Source organism: Streptomyces hesseae (assembly GCF_031845785.1).
Taxonomy (GTDB): domain Bacteria; phylum Actinomycetota; class Actinomycetes; order Streptomycetales; family Streptomycetaceae; genus Streptomyces; species Streptomyces hesseae.
Window position 1 is genome coordinate 76,237 of the sequence record NZ_JAVRFI010000006.1, and the last position, 16,523, is coordinate 92,759.

At 71.4% G+C, this 16,523-nt stretch carries 16 protein-coding genes; 15 read left to right on the top strand and 1 reads right to left on the bottom strand.

From position 1 onward, the window contains the following. The first annotated feature begins 21 nt into the window (after positions 1-21). Genes pgsA through RM609_RS12195 form a run of 3 tightly spaced genes read left to right on the top strand, consistent with a single transcriptional unit; the run spans position 22 to position 2,764 of the window. Positions 22-681, top strand: coding sequence for a phosphatidylinositol phosphate synthase (gene pgsA, locus RM609_RS12185; RefSeq protein ID WP_311610362.1), 660 nt, complete (start codon positions 22-24; stop codon positions 679-681). Next, on the top strand, positions 678-1,607 hold the full coding sequence (locus tag RM609_RS12190) for a phosphatidylinositol mannoside acyltransferase (protein ID WP_311610363.1): 930 nt from the start codon (positions 678-680) through the stop codon (positions 1,605-1,607). Before pgsA ends, RM609_RS12190 begins: the two co-directional genes overlap by 4 nt. Beyond that, positions 1,604-2,764, top strand: a complete 1,161-nt coding sequence (locus RM609_RS12195; protein ID WP_311610364.1) for a glycosyltransferase family 4 protein — start codon at positions 1,604-1,606, stop codon at positions 2,762-2,764. Before RM609_RS12190 ends, RM609_RS12195 begins: the two co-directional genes overlap by 4 nt. Before the next feature lie 193 nt (positions 2,765-2,957). On the opposite strand, the gene RM609_RS12200 is transcribed toward RM609_RS12195, so the two are convergent. Beyond that, entirely contained in the window at positions 2,958-3,656 is a 699-nt protein-coding gene (locus RM609_RS12200) for a VC0807 family protein (RefSeq protein ID WP_311610366.1), read from the bottom strand. Between the two features lie 217 nt (positions 3,657-3,873). Here RM609_RS12200 and RM609_RS12205 point away from each other — a divergent pair, with 217 nt between their 5' ends. The 12 genes from RM609_RS12205 to RM609_RS12260 all read left to right on the top strand — a co-directional run bounded on the left by RM609_RS12205 (position 3,874) and on the right by RM609_RS12260 (position 16,461). Then, positions 3,874-4,416, top strand: a complete 543-nt coding sequence (locus RM609_RS12205) for a hypothetical protein (protein ID WP_311610369.1) — start codon at positions 3,874-3,876, stop codon at positions 4,414-4,416. An 82-nt stretch (positions 4,417-4,498) separates the two neighbouring features. Further along, positions 4,499-5,410, top strand: a complete 912-nt coding sequence (gene pdxS / locus RM609_RS12210; protein WP_311610680.1) for a pyridoxal 5'-phosphate synthase lyase subunit PdxS — start codon at positions 4,499-4,501, stop codon at positions 5,408-5,410. 132 nt (positions 5,411-5,542) lie between these two features. Then, a complete protein-coding gene (pdxT, locus tag RM609_RS12215; protein ID WP_311610682.1) occupies positions 5,543-6,139 on the top strand; it encodes a pyridoxal 5'-phosphate synthase glutaminase subunit PdxT in 597 nt (198 codons plus the stop codon). A 60-nt stretch (positions 6,140-6,199) separates the two neighbouring features. Next, complete coding sequence (locus RM609_RS12220) at positions 6,200-6,952, top strand: YebC/PmpR family DNA-binding transcriptional regulator (RefSeq protein WP_311610370.1); 753 nt, start codon at positions 6,200-6,202, stop codon at positions 6,950-6,952. 125 nt (positions 6,953-7,077) lie between these two features. Further along, a complete protein-coding gene (gene ruvC / locus RM609_RS12225; RefSeq protein ID WP_311610372.1) occupies positions 7,078-7,629 on the top strand; it encodes a crossover junction endodeoxyribonuclease RuvC in 552 nt (183 codons plus the stop codon). Next, positions 7,626-8,243: a Holliday junction branch migration protein RuvA gene (gene ruvA, locus RM609_RS12230; RefSeq protein ID WP_311610374.1), complete on the top strand. Its 618-nt coding sequence runs from the start codon at positions 7,626-7,628 to the stop codon at positions 8,241-8,243. Before ruvC ends, ruvA begins: the two co-directional genes overlap by 4 nt. Before the next feature lie 114 nt (positions 8,244-8,357). Continuing rightward, positions 8,358-9,431, top strand: a complete 1,074-nt coding sequence (ruvB, locus tag RM609_RS12235) for a Holliday junction branch migration DNA helicase RuvB (protein WP_311610375.1) — start codon at positions 8,358-8,360, stop codon at positions 9,429-9,431. A gap of 163 nt (positions 9,432-9,594) precedes the next feature. Beyond that, a complete protein-coding gene (yajC, locus tag RM609_RS12240; RefSeq protein ID WP_311610377.1) occupies positions 9,595-10,098 on the top strand; it encodes a preprotein translocase subunit YajC in 504 nt (167 codons plus the stop codon). Positions 10,099-10,246: 148 nt separating this feature from the next. Further along, the gene (gene secD, locus RM609_RS12245; RefSeq protein WP_311610379.1) at positions 10,247-12,073 is read left to right on the top strand and encodes a protein translocase subunit SecD; all 1,827 of its coding nucleotides are present in this window, start codon (positions 10,247-10,249) and stop codon (positions 12,071-12,073) included. 1 nt (position 12,074) lies between these two features. Beyond that, positions 12,075-13,193 carry a protein translocase subunit SecF gene (secF, locus tag RM609_RS12250; RefSeq protein ID WP_311610381.1) on the top strand — a complete coding sequence of 373 codons (1,119 nt, stop codon included), beginning with the start codon at positions 12,075-12,077 and terminating at the stop codon, positions 13,191-13,193. Further along, a complete protein-coding gene (locus tag RM609_RS12255; RefSeq protein WP_311610383.1) occupies positions 13,190-13,738 on the top strand; it encodes an adenine phosphoribosyltransferase in 549 nt (182 codons plus the stop codon). The genes secF and RM609_RS12255 overlap by 4 nt, the downstream gene beginning before the upstream one ends. 167 nt (positions 13,739-13,905) lie before the next feature. Then, positions 13,906-16,461, top strand: coding sequence for a RelA/SpoT family protein (locus RM609_RS12260; protein ID WP_311610385.1), 2,556 nt, complete (start codon positions 13,906-13,908; stop codon positions 16,459-16,461). Positions 16,462-16,523 lie beyond the last annotated feature (62 nt).

The window sequence follows — 16,523 nt, forward strand, 5'->3', positions numbered from 1 at the left end:
ACACGACCCTCCGGGAAGGCCATGCTGAACAAGTACGCGCGTGCGTTCTTCACGCGTGTTCTCACGCCGTTCGCCGCCCTGCTCATCCGCCTCGGCGTCAGCCCCGACGCGGTGACCCTCATCGGTACCGGTGGTGTGGTGGCGGGAGCGCTGGTCTTCTACCCCCAGGGAGAGTTCTTCTGGGGCACGGTCGTCATCACCCTTTTCGTCTTCTCCGACCTCGTCGACGGCAATATGGCCCGTCAGCTCGGCCGGTCCAGCCGCTGGGGCGCCTTCCTCGACTCCACACTCGACCGGGTCGCCGACTCGGCCATCTTCGGCGGCCTCGCCCTCTGGTACGCGGGACGCGGCGACGACACCCTGCTGTGCGCGGTGGCGATCTTCTGCCTCGCCAGCGGCCAGGTGGTCTCCTACACCAAGGCGCGCGGCGAGAGCATCGGCCTGCCCGTCAACGTCAACGGCCTGGTCGAACGCGCCGAACGCCTGGTGATCTCCCTGGTGGCCTGCGGCTTCTCCGGCCTCCACAAGTTCGGCGTGCCGCATATCGAGATCCTGCTGCCCATCGCCCTGTGGATCGTGGCCGTCGGCAGCCTGGTCACCCTGATCCAGCGCGTGGTGACCGTACGCCGCGAGGCCGCCGAGGCGGACGCCGTCGCCGCCGGCGGGGGCGAGGGCGCGTGAGGGAACGGCTGACCGACACCCTCTACGGGCTCGGCTGGGGCACGGTCAAGAAGCTGCCCGAACCCGTCGCCGCCGAGCTGGGGCGCCGGATCGCCGACCTGGCCTGGAAGAAGCGCGGCAAGGGCGTGCTCCGCCTGGAGGCCAACCTCGCCCGGGTCGTCCCCGACGCGGACGCGCGCCGGCTCGCCGAACTCTCCAGGGCGGGTATGCGCTCGTACATGCGCTACTGGATGGAGTCCTTCCGGCTGCCCTCCTGGAGCACGGAGCGCCTCCGCACCGGATTCGCCCCCCAGGACCGCCACAATCTGGAGGAGGCGCTGGCCTCGGGCCGGGGCGTCGTCCTGGCCCTGCCCCACATGGGCAACTACGACCTCGCCGGGGCCTGGCTCACCACCGCGATGAACCAGCCCTTCACCACCGTCGCCGAGCGGCTCAAGCCCGAGACGCTCTACGACCGCTTCGTGGCCTACCGCGAGGGGCTGGGTATGGAGGTGCTGCCCCACGCCGGCGGCAGCGCCTTCGGCACTCTCGCCCGGCGGCTGCGCGCCGGCGGGGTGGTCTGCCTGGTGGCCGACCGCGATCTGTCCTCCTCCGGGATCGAGGTCAGCTTCTTCGGCGAACCGGCGAAGATGCCCGCCGGGCCCGCCGTGCTGGCCGTCCAGACGGGCGCCGTGCTGCTGCCCGCCACCCTCTGGTACGACCGCTCCCCGGTGATGCGCGGCCGGATCCACGAGCCCATCGAGGTGCCCACGACAGGCACCCGGACCGAGAAGGCCGCCGCCATGACCCAGCGACTGGCCGACGCCTTCGCCTCCGGCATCGCCCAACACCCCCAGGACTGGCACATGCTCCAGCGGCTGTGGCTCGCCGATCTCGACCGGCGTCCCCAGCCCCCCGCCGAGAGCTCCGGAACGGAGAAACCGTGAGGATCGGGATCGTCTGCCCGTATTCCTGGGACGTCCCCGGTGGCGTCCAGTTCCACATCCGGGACCTGGCCGAGCACCTGATCCGGCTGGGCCACGAGGTGTCGGTACTGGCACCCGCCGACGACGACACCCCGCTGCCACCGTTCGTCGTCTCCGCCGGCCGGGCCGTCCCCGTGCCCTACAACGGCTCCGTGGCCCGGCTGAACTTCGGCTTCCTGTCCGCCGCGAGGGTGCGCCGCTGGCTGCACGAGGGCGACTTCGACGTCATCCACATCCACGAGCCCACCTCCCCCTCCCTGGGACTGCTGTCCTGCTGGGCCGCACAGGGCCCCATCGTGGCGACCTTCCACACCTCCAACCCCCGCTCCCGCGCCATGATCGCGGCCTATCCGATCCTCCAGCCCGCCCTGGAGAAGATCAGCGCGCGTATCGCCGTGAGCGAATACGCCCGCCGCACCCTGGTCGAACACCTGGGAGGCGACGCCGTCGTCATCCCCAACGGCGTCGACGTGGACTTCTTCGCCTCCGCCGAGCCCAGGCCCGAGTGGCAGGGCGGGACCATCGGCTTCATCGGCCGCATCGACGAGCCCCGCAAGGGCCTGCCCGTGCTGATGCGCGCCCTGCCGAGGATCCTCACCGAGTGCCCGGACACCCGGCTCCTCGTCGCCGGCCGCGGCGACGAGGAGGAGGCCGTCGCGGGACTGCCCCCCGAGATGCGCGCCAACGTCGAATTCCTCGGCATGGTCAGCGACGAGGACAAGGCGCGTCTGCTGCGCAGCGTCGACCTCTATGTGGCCCCCAACACCGGTGGCGAGTCCTTCGGCATCGTTCTCGTCGAGGCGCTGTCGGCCGGGGCGCCCGTCCTCGCCAGTGACCTGGACGCGTTCACACAGGTCCTCGACCAGGGAGCGGCCGGCGAGCTCTTCGCCAACGAGGACGCGGACGCCCTCGCCGACGCGGCCCTGCGGCTGCTGGCCGACCCCGCCCGGCGGTCGGAGCTGAGCGAGCGGGGCAGCCGGCACGTCCGCCGCTTCGACTGGTCGACCGTCGGCGCCGACATCCTGGCCGTCTACGAGACGGTCACGGCCGGCGCGGCCTCGGTGGCCGCCGACGAACGCACCAGCCTCCGCGCGCGCTTCGGGCTCGCCCGGGACTGAGCGGTTCGCGGCAGCGCGGCCCGGTGCCCACCCCTGCGGGCCAGTGGGGGCTGGTCGCGCCCACGCGGCGGCAGCCGCATATCGACACTGCCCCGCGCCCCTTACGGGGCACGGGTACCGGCCCGGTGGTGTCCGGTGCGACCCGGCCGGATCGCCACCCCCGTAGGCGGTCCGACCGGGTCCGTCCCCCCCGTCAGGCCCCGACCCGGCCCGGTATCTCCTCGGCGGTCGGTGCCCCCGCAGGCCGGGCCCCGAAGAGGCCCATCCCATAGCGGGCCTGGAAGCCGCGGCTGCGCCTGATCGTGACGGCCACGATCAAGGCGATCAGGCCGATCGACTGGAACCTGCCGAGCACCGGCACCACATCGACCGGCAGCGACAGCGCCTCCACCGTGCTCAGCGCGGCGTCGAGCAGCTCGATCCCGCCCCACAGCACCGTCAGCCCCCGCAGCGCCGCCCGGAACTCCGGCATTCCGTCCCAGAGGCGCTCGGCCTCCTCCTCCGCCGCCGGGCCCCTCAGCCGGCGCCCGAACTGGAAGGCGAAGGGCCGTGCCGCGAACAAGGTCCCCGCGATCCATATCCCCAGGACCGCCGGGAGCCCCGCGTCCTTCAGCAGCAGCACCCGGGGGCTGCCGCTGATCAGCGACGTCAGCGCCGACACCGCGAGCAGCGCCACGATCAGCAGGTCGAAGACCTCGGCCCGCCGCCGTACCACCGCCGTGACCAGCGCGTGCGCCGCCGGTATGGCGCTGCTCAGCAGCAGGGCCTGCCACTGGGCGGTGCCGTGGGCGCGCAGCGCGTAGTACACGGCGAGAGGCAGCGCGACGCTGATGGCGAGGGGCACGAGCAGCGCCCGCGCGGGGCGCGCGCCACGCGATTCCATTCGGTCCATGAGATGCCTCCAGCGGTTCGGCGGCGAGGCCGGCCGGTACGGTCCGGCGCGGCGATCCGGCGATCTGCTTCGACGTTAGGAGCCGGGCGGGTGGAGACGGATCGGAGCCAGGGCGGGTTTCCCGACCGCCGCCTCCACCCCGCCCTCCACCCCCGGGTGGAGACCTCCGGCGCCTGCCGGGCATCCGCCCGGGAGCCGGACGGTAACGTGACCCGGCGTGACCACACTGATCTGGATCGCGGCCGCCCTGGTCGTCATCGGCGTCTACCTGAGCTGGACCGCGGGCCGGCTGGACCGGCTGCACAGCCGCATCGACGCCGCCCGCGCGGCCCTGGACGCCCAGCTGCTGCGGCGCGCCTCGGTCGCCCAGGAGCTCGCCACCGCCGGGATCCTCGATCCGGCCGCCTCGATGGTGATGTACCAGGCCGCCCACGCGGCCCGGCAGGCCGAGGAGGAGCACCGCGAGGTCGCCGAGAGCGAGCTCAGCCAGGCGCTGCGGGCCGTCCTCGCCGAGGTCCCGCAGGTGGAGGCCGTACGGCAGGCGCCCGGCGGCGAGGAGTCGCTGGCCGAGCTGACCCAGGCGGTCCGCAGGGTGCCCATGGCCCGCCGGTTCCACAACGACTCGGTACGGGCGGCCCGGGCGCTGCGCCGGCACCGCAAGGTGCGCTGGTTCCGGCTGGCCGGCCACGCCCCCTTCCCGATGGCCTTCGAGATGGACGATGAGCCTCCGGCCGCCCTGGCCGACCGGGCAGGCCACTGACCCCGGATTGGCCCTTTTTCCCGTGCCTCGCACGCCGGTTTGATGACGATGCAGCATCACCGGCCCTTGATAGCGAGGTCACATCGTGTCCACCCCCAGCACGCCCCAGACTCCGGAGACCGGCACCGCGCGCGTCAAGCGCGGCATGGCCGAGCAGCTCAAGGGCGGCGTGATCATGGACGTCGTCACCCCGGAGCAGGCGAAGATCGCCGAAGACGCCGGCGCGGTCGCGGTCATGGCTCTGGAGCGGGTGCCCGCCGACATCCGCAAGGACGGCGGCGTGGCCCGGATGTCCGACCCGGACATGATCGAGGGCATCATCAACGCCGTCTCCATCCCGGTCATGGCCAAGTCCCGCATCGGCCACTTCGTCGAGGCCCAGGTCCTCCAGTCCCTCGGCGTCGACTACATCGACGAGTCCGAGGTCCTCACCCCGGCCGACGAGGTCAACCACTCCGACAAGTGGTCCTTCACCACCCCCTTCGTCTGCGGTGCCACCAACCTGGGCGAGGCCCTGCGCCGCATCGCCGAGGGCGCGGCCATGATCCGCTCCAAGGGCGAGGCCGGCACCGGCAACGTCGTCGAGGCCGTGCGCCACCTGCGCCAGATCAAGAACGAGATCGCCAAGCTGCGCGGCTTCGACAACCACGAGCTCTTCGCCGCCGCCAAGGAGCTGCGCGCCCCCTACGAGCTGGTCAAGGAGGTCGCCGAGCTCGGCAAGCTGCCGGTCGTGCTGTTCTCCGCCGGTGGCGTGGCCACCCCGGCCGACGCCGCGCTGATGCGCCAGCTGGGCGCCGAGGGCGTCTTCGTCGGCTCCGGCATCTTCAAGTCCGGCGACCCGGCCAAGCGCGCCGCCGCCATCGTGAAGGCCACCACCTTCTACGACGACCCGAAGATCATCGCGGACGCCTCCCGCAACCTGGGCGAGGCCATGGTCGGCATCAACTGCGACACCCTGCCCGAGGCCGAGCGCTACGCCAACCGCGGCTGGTAGCACACGTTCATCCCGGGTGGGCGGTCCGCGACGACATGCGGGCCGCCCACCGGGCGTACCACCGGCGGCCGGAGGGTGCGGCCCACCGGCCCGCCCCACCGGCCCGCCGTCCCCGACCCGAGAGGCAGACCCATCGTGTCCACCCCCACCATCGGCGTCCTCGCCCTCCAGGGCGACGTCCGTGAACACCTCGTGGCCCTGGCCTCGGCCGACGCCCTCGCCCGGCCCGTGCGCCGGCCCGAGGAGCTCGCCGAGGTCGACGGCCTGGTCATACCCGGCGGCGAGTCCACCACCATGTCCAAGCTCGCGGTGATCTTCGGTCTGCTGGAGCCGCTGCGCGAGCGCGTCCGGGCCGGGATGCCCGTCTACGGCACCTGCGCCGGCATGATCATGCTCGCCGACAAGATCCTGGACGGCCGTGAGGACCAGGAGACCCTCGGCGGCATCGACATGATCGTGCGCCGCAACGCCTTCGGCCGGCAGAACGAGTCCTTCGAGGCGTCGGTCGAGGTGGCCGGCATCGAGGGCGGCCCGGTCGAGGGCGTCTTCATCCGCGCCCCCTGGGTCGAGTCCGTCGGCGCCGCGGCCGAGATCCTCGCCGTCCACAACGGCCACACCGTCGCCGTCCGGCAGGGAAATGTGCTGGTCACGTCCTTCCATCCGGAGCTCACGGGCGACCACCGAGTCCATGAACTGTTTGTGAAGATGGTCCGCGCCACCCGCTCCTGAGATCCCGGTAGGATCTCTGTCGTTCGTTCTGAATTTGGTTACGCGAAGGAGACAGGCGAGATGTCCGGCCACTCTAAATGGGCTACGACGAAGCACAAGAAGGCCGTGATTGACGCCAAGCGCGGCAAGCTTTTCGCGAAGCTGATCAAGAACATCGAGGTCGCGGCCCGCATGGGCGGCGTCGACATCGAGGGCAACCCGACGCTCTACGACGCCATCCAGAAGGCGAAGAAGCAGTCGGTCCCGAACAAGAACATCGACTCCGCGGTCAAGCGCGGTGGCGGCCTCGAAGCCGGTGGCGCCGACTACGAGACGATCATGTACGAGGGCTACGGCCCCAACGGTGTCGCCGTGCTCATCGAGTGCCTCACCGACAACCGCAACCGCGCCGCCTCCGACGTGCGCGTCGCCATGACCCGCAACGGCGGCTCCATGGCCGACCCGGGCTCGGTGTCGTACCTGTTCAACCGCAAGGGCGTCATCATCGTCCCCAAGGGCGAGCTCTCCGAGGACGACGTCCTCGGCGCGGTCCTGGAGGCCGGCGCCGAAGAGGTCAACGACCTCGGCGAGAGCTTCGAGGTCCTCAGCGAGGCCACCGACCTGGTCGCGGTCCGCACCGCCCTCCAGGAGGCCGGCATCGACTACGACTCGGCCGAGGCCAACTTCGTGCCCACCATGCAGGTGGAGCTCGAGGAAGAGGCCGCCCGCAAGATCTTCAAGCTGATCGACGCGCTCGAGGACAGCGACGACGTCCAGAACGTCTTCGCCAACTTCGACATCTCCGACGAGGTCATGGCCAAGGTCGACGCGTAAGCGTTCCGGCTGCGGTCGGCCGACGGGCCGGCGGGACACGTGTCCCGCCGGCCCGTCGGCGTGAGCGGCCGTTGTCAGTGGTAGCCGATAGCCTGCCCGAGCAGGTGAGCGGAGGGAGGGGCGCGATGCGGGTACTGGGTGTGGACCCCGGACTGACGCGATGCGGCGTCGGAGTGGTGGAGGGCGTCGCGGGCCGCCCGCTGCGCATGGCCGGAGTGGGCGTCGTCCGCACCCCGGCCGACGCCGACGTGGCCGACCGCCTCGTCCTCATCGAGCGCGGCATCGAGCAGTGGCTCGACGAATACCGCCCCGAGTATGTGGCGGTCGAGCGGGTCTTCAGTCAGCACAACGTCCGTACGGTCATGGGCACCGCCCAGGCCAGCGCGGTCGCCATGCTGTGCGCCGCCCGGCGCGGGCTCCCCGTCGCCCTGCACACGCCCAGCGAGGTCAAGGCCGCCGTCACCGGCTCCGGCCGGGCCGACAAGGCCCAGGTCGGCGCCATGGTCACCAGACTGCTGAGGCTCGACGCGCCGCCCAAACCGGCCGACGCCGCCGACGCCCTGGCCCTGGCCATCTGCCACATCTGGCGCGCGCCCGCGACCAACCGGTTGCAGGAGCTCGCGGCCGCCCACCGCCGCACCCCCACCCCCGTACGCATCCCGAAGGGCACCCGATGATCGCCTTCGTCTCCGGTCCGGTCGCGGCCCTCGCCCCGGACACCGCCGTCGTCGAGGTCGGCGGCATCGGCATGGCCGTCCAGTGCACCCCGGGCACCCTCGCCCGGCTGAAGGTCGGGCAGCCCGCCAGACTCGCGACGTCCCTCGTCGTCCGCGAGGACTCCCTGACGCTCTACGGCTTCGCCGACGACGACGAGCGGCAGACCTTCGAGCTCCTCCAGACCGCCAGCGGGGTGGGCCCCCGCCTCGCCCAGGCCATGCTGGCCGTCCACACGCCGGACGCGCTGCGGCGGGCGTTCGCCGCCGGGGACGAGAAGGCGCTCACGGCCGTGCCGGGCATCGGGAAGAAGGGGGCGCAGAAGCTGCTCCTTGAGCTCAGCGGTCGGCTGGGTGAGCCCGTTGGCTCCTCGACCACAGCGGTGTCCACTGCTGTGGCCGGGTGGCGGGATCAGCTGCACGCGGCGCTCGTGGGGCTGGGGTACGCCAGTCGCGAGGCGGACGAGGCTGTGACGGCGGTCGCTCCCCAGGCGGAGGCCGTCGCCGCGGAGGGTGGTACGCCGCAGGTGGGGCAGTTGTTGCGGGCGGCGTTGCAGACGCTGAACCGCGCCCGCTGACCGGTGGTCTCTCCCCTGACCCTCCCCTTCCCGTAACCGGGGCTCCGCCCCGGACCCCGGTCCTCAAACGCCGGACGGGCTGAATGTGCACCATCCAACCGTGAGGTTTCATCCGTGAACTGGGACGACGAGTCCGTACCTGCCACCCGCACCGGCGACCGCCTCGTCGGGACCGTCGCCGACGGGGAGGACCAGGCGGTCGAGGCCGCCCTGCGGCCCAAGGACCTGGACGAGTTCATCGGGCAGGAGCGCGTCCGCGAGCAGCTCGACCTCGTCCTCAAGGCCGCCCGCGCCCGGGGGGCCACCGCCGACCACGTCCTGCTCTCCGGCGCCCCCGGCCTCGGCAAGACCACCCTGTCGATGATCATCGCGGCCGAGATGGGCGCCCCCATCCGCATCACCTCCGGCCCCGCCATCCAGCACGCCGGCGACCTGGCCGCGATCCTCTCCTCCCTCACCGAGGGCGAGGTCCTCTTCCTCGACGAGATCCACCGCATGTCCCGGCCCGCCGAGGAGATGCTCTACATGGCCATGGAGGACTTCCGCGTCGACGTCATCGTCGGCAAGGGCCCCGGTGCCACCGCCATCCCCCTGGAGCTGCCGCCCTTCACCCTCGTCGGCGCCACCACCCGGGCCGGCCTGCTGCCGCCCCCGCTGCGCGACCGCTTCGGGTTCACCGGCCACATGGAGTTCTACTCGCCCGCCGAGCTCCAGCGCGTCGTCCACCGCTCCGCCCGGCTCCTCGACGTCGAGCTGGAGGACCAGGGCGCCGCCGAGATCGCCGGCCGCTCCCGTGGCACGCCCCGAATCGCCAACCGCCTGCTGCGCCGCGTCCGCGACTACGCGCAGGTCAAGGCCGACGGTGTGATCACCCAGGAGATCGCCGCCCAGGCCCTCCAGGTGTACGAGGTGGACGGCCGCGGCCTGGACCGGCTGGACCGGGCCGTGCTCACGGCGCTGCTCAAGCTCTTCGGCGGCGGTCCCGTCGGGCTGTCCACCCTGGCCGTGGCCGTGGGGGAGGAGCGCGAGACGGTCGAGGAGGTCGCCGAGCCCTTCCTGGTCCGGGAGGGGCTGCTGGCCCGTACGCCCCGGGGCCGGGTCGCCACGCCGGCGGCCTGGGCGCACCTCGGGCTGGTGCCGCCGCAGCAGGGCGGGGGCCCCGGCCAGCGGGGTCTCTTCGGGGAGTGACGGCGCGGGGGCTGGTCCGGTCAGGAACCCCGGTGCCATGCTGGGCGTTGTTCCATAGGCGCGGACTCGCTTAGACTCCGCCGATGCCGCCCGTATTGTGCGGCATACCACCCCCGTAGACCAGGCCGTTTCCCCAGCGGTCGTGTGAAGGAATCCCCGTCCCGTGAATATCGTGACTCTCCTGCCGTTCATCGTGCTCATCGGGGCCATGTTCCTGATGACCCGCTCGGCGAAGAACAAGCAGCGCCAGGCCGTCCAGATGCGCGACCAGATGCAGCCGGGTACCGGTGTCCGGACGATCGGCGGCATGTACGCGACCGTCAAGGAGATCCACGACGACACGGTTCTCCTGGAGGTCGCCCCGGGCGTCCACGCCATCTACGCGAAGAACGCCATCGGCGCCGTCCTGGAGGACAGCGAGTACAACCGCATCGTCCACGGCCTGGAGCCGGAGGAGACCCCGGTCGTGCCCGACGACGCCTCTTCGCTCACCGAAGCCGTAGAGGCCGGCGAGCCCCCGGTCGAGAAGAAGATCGACCTCGGCAAGGACGCCGCTCCGGCCGCGGACGAGGCCAAGGACGCCGAGGCGGGGGCCGAGAAGTCCGGCGAGGCGACCGAGCCGAAGGACAAGGACGCGAAGCGGGACGGCGACACCGACGCCAAGTAGCCCTTCTCCGGAACCGCGGAGCACCCACTGAGCGGTGCGCCGCGGTTCCGTTACGGTCTAGGCTCCGGCGGGGGCAGGTCCCCACATCATTTCGTGGCCGCCCGGCGAACACCCGACGCCCGGCGGTTGGACAGGGAGAAACGACAAGGTGGCAGCACCGAAGAAGGGCCGCAGGTCCCCGGGCGGCCAGGGCAGGCCGGGACGAGTCCTGGCCCTGATCCTGATCGCCATGGTGGCGCTCACCGGGGGGATGTTCGCCTCCGGGCACACCACACCGCGGTTGGGCATCGACCTCGCGGGCGGCACCAGTTTCACGCTGGAGGCCAAGAACCAGCCGGGCAAGCCCAACGCGATCAACAAGACCAATATGGACACCGCCGTCGGCATCATCGAGCGGCGTGTCAACGGTCTTGGTGTGACCGAGGCCGAGGTCCAGACGCAGGGCAGCAAGCACATCATCGTGAACATCCCCCGGGGGACGAACGCGAAGCAGGCTCGCCAGCAGGTCGGCACCACCGCTCAGCTCGGTTTCCGGCCCGTCCTCACCGCGACCGCCGGTGTCAAGGCGCCCCAGCCGACGCCCGGCTCCTCGGCCGACAAGGGCAAGAGCGACCCGTCCGCAGACAAGTCAGCCGACAAGTCCGGCGACAAGTCCGCCGACAAGAGCAAGCCTTCCGGCTCGCCCTCCACGTCCGCCGGCCCTCAGGGCCGTCCCGTGACCGACGCCCTCAAGGCCGACGGCACGCCGACCCCGCAGGCCACCGCGTCCGACGGCAAGAAGGACGACGCCAAGGACGCCAAGGACGCCAAGAAGGACGACAAGAAGGCGCCCACCCCGACGCCCACGCCGGCCGCCGGTGACATGGCCGCCCTCCAGAAGCAGTTCGACGCCCTGGACTGCTCCACCAAGGAGAGCCGCTCCAAGGCCAACGAGGCCGCGTCCTTCGCCAAGCCCAGCGACCCCATCGTCGCGTGCCGCAAGGACGGCTCCGTCAAGGAGATCCTCGGCCCGGTGGCCGTGGAGGGCGCGTCCATCAAGGACGCCAACGCCGTCTTCGACGCCCAGGGCGGCAAGGGCTGGCTCGTCCAGCTGAAGTTCGACTCCTCCGGCGCCAAGAAGTTCGCCCAGGTCACCGGCCAGCTGGCCGGCAAGCCGTCGCCGCAGAACCAGTTCGCGATCGTCCTCGACGGCGAGGTCGTCTCCGACCCGTCCGTGAGCACCTCCATCGTCGGCGGCCAGGCGGAGATCTCCGGCGGCTTCACCCAGCAGAGCGCCCAGGACCTCGCCAACGTGCTGTCCTACGGCGCCCTGCCGCTCTCCTTCGACGTCGTCACCGAGCAGACGGTGACCGCCGCGCTCGGCGGTGAGCAGCTGCGGGCCGGCCTGATCGCCGGTGCCATCGGCCTCGCCCTCGTCATCCTCTACCTGGTGATCTACTACCGCGGTCTGGCGCTCGTCGCCCTCGCGAGCCTCGCGTGCTCCGCCGTGCTCACCTACACGATCATGGTCCTGCTCGGCCCGGCCATCGGCTTCGCGCTGAACCTGCCGGCCGTCTGCGGCGCCATCGTCGCCATCGGCATCACCGCCGACTCGTTCATCGTCTACTTCGAGCGCATCCGCGACGAGATCCGCGAGGGCCGCACCCTGCGTCCCGCCGTCGAGCGCGGCTGGCCGCGCGCCCGCCGCACGATCCTCGTCTCGGACTTCGTCTCCTTCCTCGCCGCAGCGGTGCTCTTCATCGTCACCGTCGGCAAGGTGCAGGGCTTCGCGTTCACCCTTGGCCTGACCACGCTCCTCGACGTCGTCGTGGTCTTCCTCTTCACCAAGCCCCTCATGACGATCCTCGCCCGCCGCAAGTTCTTCGCCAGCGGCCACCCGTGGTCCGGTCTGGACCCCCAGCGGCTCGGCGCCAAGCCGCCGCTGCGGGCCTCCCGCCGCCGTCCCTCCGCCACCGTCGACCCGAAGGAGGCGTGAGATGTCGCGACTCGGCACTCTCGGCGCCCGGCTCTACCGCGGCGAGGTCGGCTATGACTTCGTGGCCAAGCGGAAGATCTGGTACGGCATCTCGATCCTGATCACCATCACGGCCATCGTCGGCCTGGCGGTGCGTGGTCTGAACTTCGGCATCGAGTTCTCCGGCGGCGCGGTCTTCACCACCCCCAAGACCTCGGTCTCGGCCGAGACCGCCCGCAAGACGGCCCAGGACATCTCGGGTCACCCCGCGCTCGTCCAGAAGCTCGGCGACAAGACGCTGCGCGTCCAGGTCAGCGACCTCACCCCCGAGCAGTCCCGCAAGACCCAGGAAGCGCTGGCCAAGAAGCTGGACGTCGACCTGAACAAGGTCAACACCGACATCGTCGGTCCCAGCTGGGGTGACGAGATCGCCAACAAGGCCTGGACGGGCCTCGGCATCTTTATGATCCTCGTGGTCATCTACCTGGCCATCGCCTTCGAATGGCGAATGGCGGTGGCCGCGCTGATCGCCCTGGTCCACGACCTCACCATCACCGTCGGCGTCTACGCGCTCGTCGGCTTCGAGGTCACCCCGGGCACCGTGATCGGTCTGCTGACGATCCTCGGTTACTCCCTCTACGACACCGTCGTCGTCTTCGACGGTCTGAAGGAGAGCGCCAAGGACCTCACCAAGCAGACCCGCTTCACCTACAGCGAGGTCGCCAACCGCAGCCTCAACGGCACCCTGGTGCGCTCGATCAACACCACGGTCGTCGCGCTGCTGCCGGTCGCCGGCCTGCTGTTCATCGGCGGCGGCTTCCTCGGCGCGGGCATGCTCAACGACATCTCGCTCGCCCTGTTCGTCGGCCTCGCGGCCGGCGCCTACTCCTCGATCTTCATCGCCACTCCGCTGGTCGCCGACCTCAAGGAGCGCGAGCCGCAGATGAAGGCCCTGGCCAAGCGGGTGCGCGCCCGCCGTGCCGCCGACGCCGCCAAGGCCGAGGCGGGCGGGGCGGTCGAGGACCGCGAGCCGTCCGGCGAGGACGACGAGGAGCCGGAGGACGCCTCCCCCGCCGGGGTCGTCACCCAGCGCCGCCAGAGCCGCGGCCACGGCGGCCGTCCCTCGGGGAAGCGCCGATGAGCGCCCCGCAGGAGCTGCGTGAGCTGCTGCTCAGCCGCATCGTCGACGTGCCGGACTACCCGAAGCCGGGCGTGATGTTCAAGGACATCACCCCGCTGCTCGCCGACGCCGAGGCGTTCGCCGCGCTCACCGACGCCCTCGCCGGGCTCTGTGAGCGCCACGGCGCCACCAAGGTCGTCGGCCTGGAGGCCCGCGGCTTCATCCTGGCGGCCCCGGTCGCCGTCCGCGCCGGCCTGGGCTTCGTCCCCGTCCGCAAGGCGGGCAAGCTCCCCGGCGCCACCCTGGCCCAGTCGTACGACCTGGAGTACGGCACCGCCGAGATCGAGATGCACGCCGACGCGCTCGTCGCCGGCGACCGCGTCCTCGTCATCGACGACGTGCTGGCCACCGGCGGCACGGCCGAGGCGTCGCTGAAGCTGATCCGGCGCGCCGGCGCCCAGGTCGCGGGCGTCGCGGTGCTGATGGAGCTGGGCTTCCTGCCGGGCCGCGCCCGTCTGGAGCCCGCCCTCGACGGCGCGCCCCTGGAGGCGCTGATCACCGTCTGAGCCACCCGGCGACGGGTGGGCACGACGCTACGGCGGGCACCGGGGAAGTCCCCGGTGCCCGCCGCTGTTGTTCCAGTTGGCGCCCCGTGCGCGGCGGTCCGGTGGCCGGGATCGATACCATGGCAGTCCGGACCTGAACGGGGGGCCGGTACGCATGAGGAGTGCTCTTGCCAGACGAGGTCCAGCCGCTCACCGCCGCTCACGAGGACAAGAAGCCGTCTCCCGAGGCCGCGGCGGTCACGGGCACGCCCTCCGGCCGCCCGGACGGCACGGACGGGCCCGACCGGGGCACGGACGGGGAGCGGAGCCGTCCGCAGACCGCGGGCACCCCGCAGCACAAGGCCGCCCAGCAGCCCACCACCCGGCCCCAGCCGGCGGCGGCCCCGGTCCCGGCGCGCCCCACGCCCCCGCAGGGCCCCGCGCCCCGGCCCGGCTCCTCCAGCCGCGTCCGCGCCCGCCTCGCCCGCCTCGGCGTCCAGCGCTCCAGCCCGTACAACCCCGTCCTCGAGCCGCTGCTGCGCATCGTGCGCGGAAACGATCCGAAGGCCGACGCCGGCACGCTGCGCCAGATCGAGCGGGCCTACCAGGTCGCCGAGCGCTGGCACCGCGGCCAGAAGCGCAAGAGCGGCGACCCCTACATCACCCACCCCCTCGCCGTCACCACGATCCTCGCCGAGCTGGGCATGGATCCGGCCACCCTGATGGCCGGCCTGCTGCACGACACCGTCGAGGACACCGAGTACGGCCTGGAGGACCTCCGCCGCGACTTCGGCGACCAGGTCGCCCTGCTCGTCGACGGCGTCACCAAGCTGGACCGGGTGCAGTTCGGCGAGGCCGCGCAGGCCGAGACCGTGCGCAAGATGGTCGTCGCCATGGCCAAGGACCCCAGGGTCCTGGTCATCAAGCTCGCCGACCGCCTCCACAACATGCGCACCATGCGCTACCTCAAGCGGGAGAAGCAGGAGAAGAAGGCCCGCGAGACGCTGGAGATCTACGCCCCGCTGGCGCACCGGCTGGGCATGAACACCATCAAGTGGGAGCTGGAGGACCTCGCCTTCGCGATCCTCTACCCCAAGATGTACGACGAGATCGTCCGTCTCGTCGCCGAGCGGGCCCCCAAGCGCGACGAATACCTGGCCGTCGTCACCGACGAGGTCCAGGCCGACCTGCGCGCCGCCCGTATCAAGGCGACCGTCACCGGCCGCCCGAAGCACTACTACAGCGTCTACCAGAAGATGATCGTGCGGGGCCGTGACTTCGCCGAGATCTACGACCTGGTGGGCATCCGCGTCCTCGTCGACACCGTCCGCGACTGCTACGCGGCGCTCGGCACCGTCCACGCCCGGTGGAACCCGGTCCCGGGGCGGTTCAAGGACTACATCGCGATGCCCAAGTTCAACATGTACCAGTCGTTGCACACGACGGTCATAGGGCCCAGCGGCAAGCCCGTCGAACTCCAGATCCGCACGTTCGACATGCACCGCCGCGCCGAGTACGGCATCGCCGCGCACTGGAAGTACAAGCAGGAGGCCGTCGCCGGCGCCTCCAAGATCCGTACGGATGTGCCGAAGAACGCCGGCAAGAACCAGGACACCGTCAATGACATGGCCTGGCTCCGGCAGCTGCTCGACTGGCAGAAGGAGACCGAGGACCCGGGCGAGTTCCTGGAGTCCCTGCGCTTCGACCTCTCGCGCAACGAGGTCTTCGTCTTCACGCCCAAGGGCGATGTCATAGCGCTCCCGGCGGGCGCCACCCCCGTCGACTTCGCCTACGCCGTCCACACCGAGGTCGGCCACCGCACGATAGGCGCCCGGGTCAACGGACGGCTCGTCCCGCTGGAGTCGACCCTCGACAACGGCGACCTGGTGGAAGTCTTCACCTCCAAGGCGACCGGCGCCGGCCCCTCCCGCGACTGGCTGGGCTTCGTCAAGTCCCCGCGCGCCCGCAACAAGATCCGCGCCTGGTTCTCCAAGGAGCGCCGCGACGAGGCCATCGAGCAGGGCAAGGACGCCATCGCGCGCGCCATGCGCAAGCAGAACCTGCCGATCCAGCGGATCCTCACCGGCGACTCGCTGGTCACCCTCGCGCACGAGATGCGCTACCCCGACATCTCCTCCCTCTACGCCGCCATCGGCGAGGGCCATGTCGCGGCGCAGGGCGTGGTGCAGAAGCTCGTCCAGGCCCTCGGCGGCGAGGACGCGGCCACCGAGGACATCGAGGAGGCCGCGCCCATCCGCGGCCGCTCCAAGCGGCGCTCGAGCGCCGACCCGGGCGTGGTCGTCAAGGGCGTCGACGATGTGTGGGTGAAGCTGGCCCGCTGCTGTACGCCCGTCCCCGGCGACCCGATCATCGGCTTCGTCACCCGGGGCAACGGCATCTCCGTGCACCGCGCGGACTGCGTCAACGTCGACTCGCTCTCGCAGCAGCCCGAGCGGATCCTCGACGTGGAGTGGGCGCCGACGCAGTCGTCGGTCTTCCTCGTCGCCATCCAGGTGGAGGCGCTGGACCGCTCCCGGCTGCTCTCGGACGTCACCCGGGTGCTGTCCGACCAGCACGTCAACATCCTGTCGGCCGCCGTGCAGACCTCCCGCGACCGGGTGGCCACCTCGCGCTTCACCTTCGAGATGGGCGACCCGAAGCACCTGGGGCATGTGCTCAAGGCCGTCCGCGGTGTGGAGGGCGTCTACGACGTCTACCGCGTGACGTCGGCCCGCAGGCCGTAAGCCGCACATGAGTAAGGGGCTCCGGCAATAGCCGGAGCCCCTTACTTCTTACTTCGTGGCGG

Excerpts from the sequence above, each read along its gene's own strand:
- secF (WP_311610381.1), top strand. The coding sequence starts at position 12,075 with ATGTCGCGACTCGGCACTCTCGGCGCCCGGCTCTACCGCGGCGAGGTC.
- pgsA (WP_311610362.1), top strand. The coding sequence starts at position 22 with ATGCTGAACAAGTACGCGCGTGCGTTCTTCACGCGTGTTCTCACGCCG.
- RM609_RS12200 (WP_311610366.1), bottom strand. The coding sequence starts at position 3,656 with ATGGACCGAATGGAATCGCGTGGCGCGCGCCCCGCGCGGGCGCTGCTC.
- ruvA (WP_311610374.1), top strand. The coding sequence starts at position 7,626 with ATGATCGCCTTCGTCTCCGGTCCGGTCGCGGCCCTCGCCCCGGACACC.
- RM609_RS12255 (WP_311610383.1), top strand. The coding sequence starts at position 13,190 with ATGAGCGCCCCGCAGGAGCTGCGTGAGCTGCTGCTCAGCCGCATCGTC.
- RM609_RS12220 (WP_311610370.1), top strand. The coding sequence starts at position 6,200 with ATGTCCGGCCACTCTAAATGGGCTACGACGAAGCACAAGAAGGCCGTG.
- ruvC (WP_311610372.1), top strand. The coding sequence starts at position 7,078 with ATGCGGGTACTGGGTGTGGACCCCGGACTGACGCGATGCGGCGTCGGA.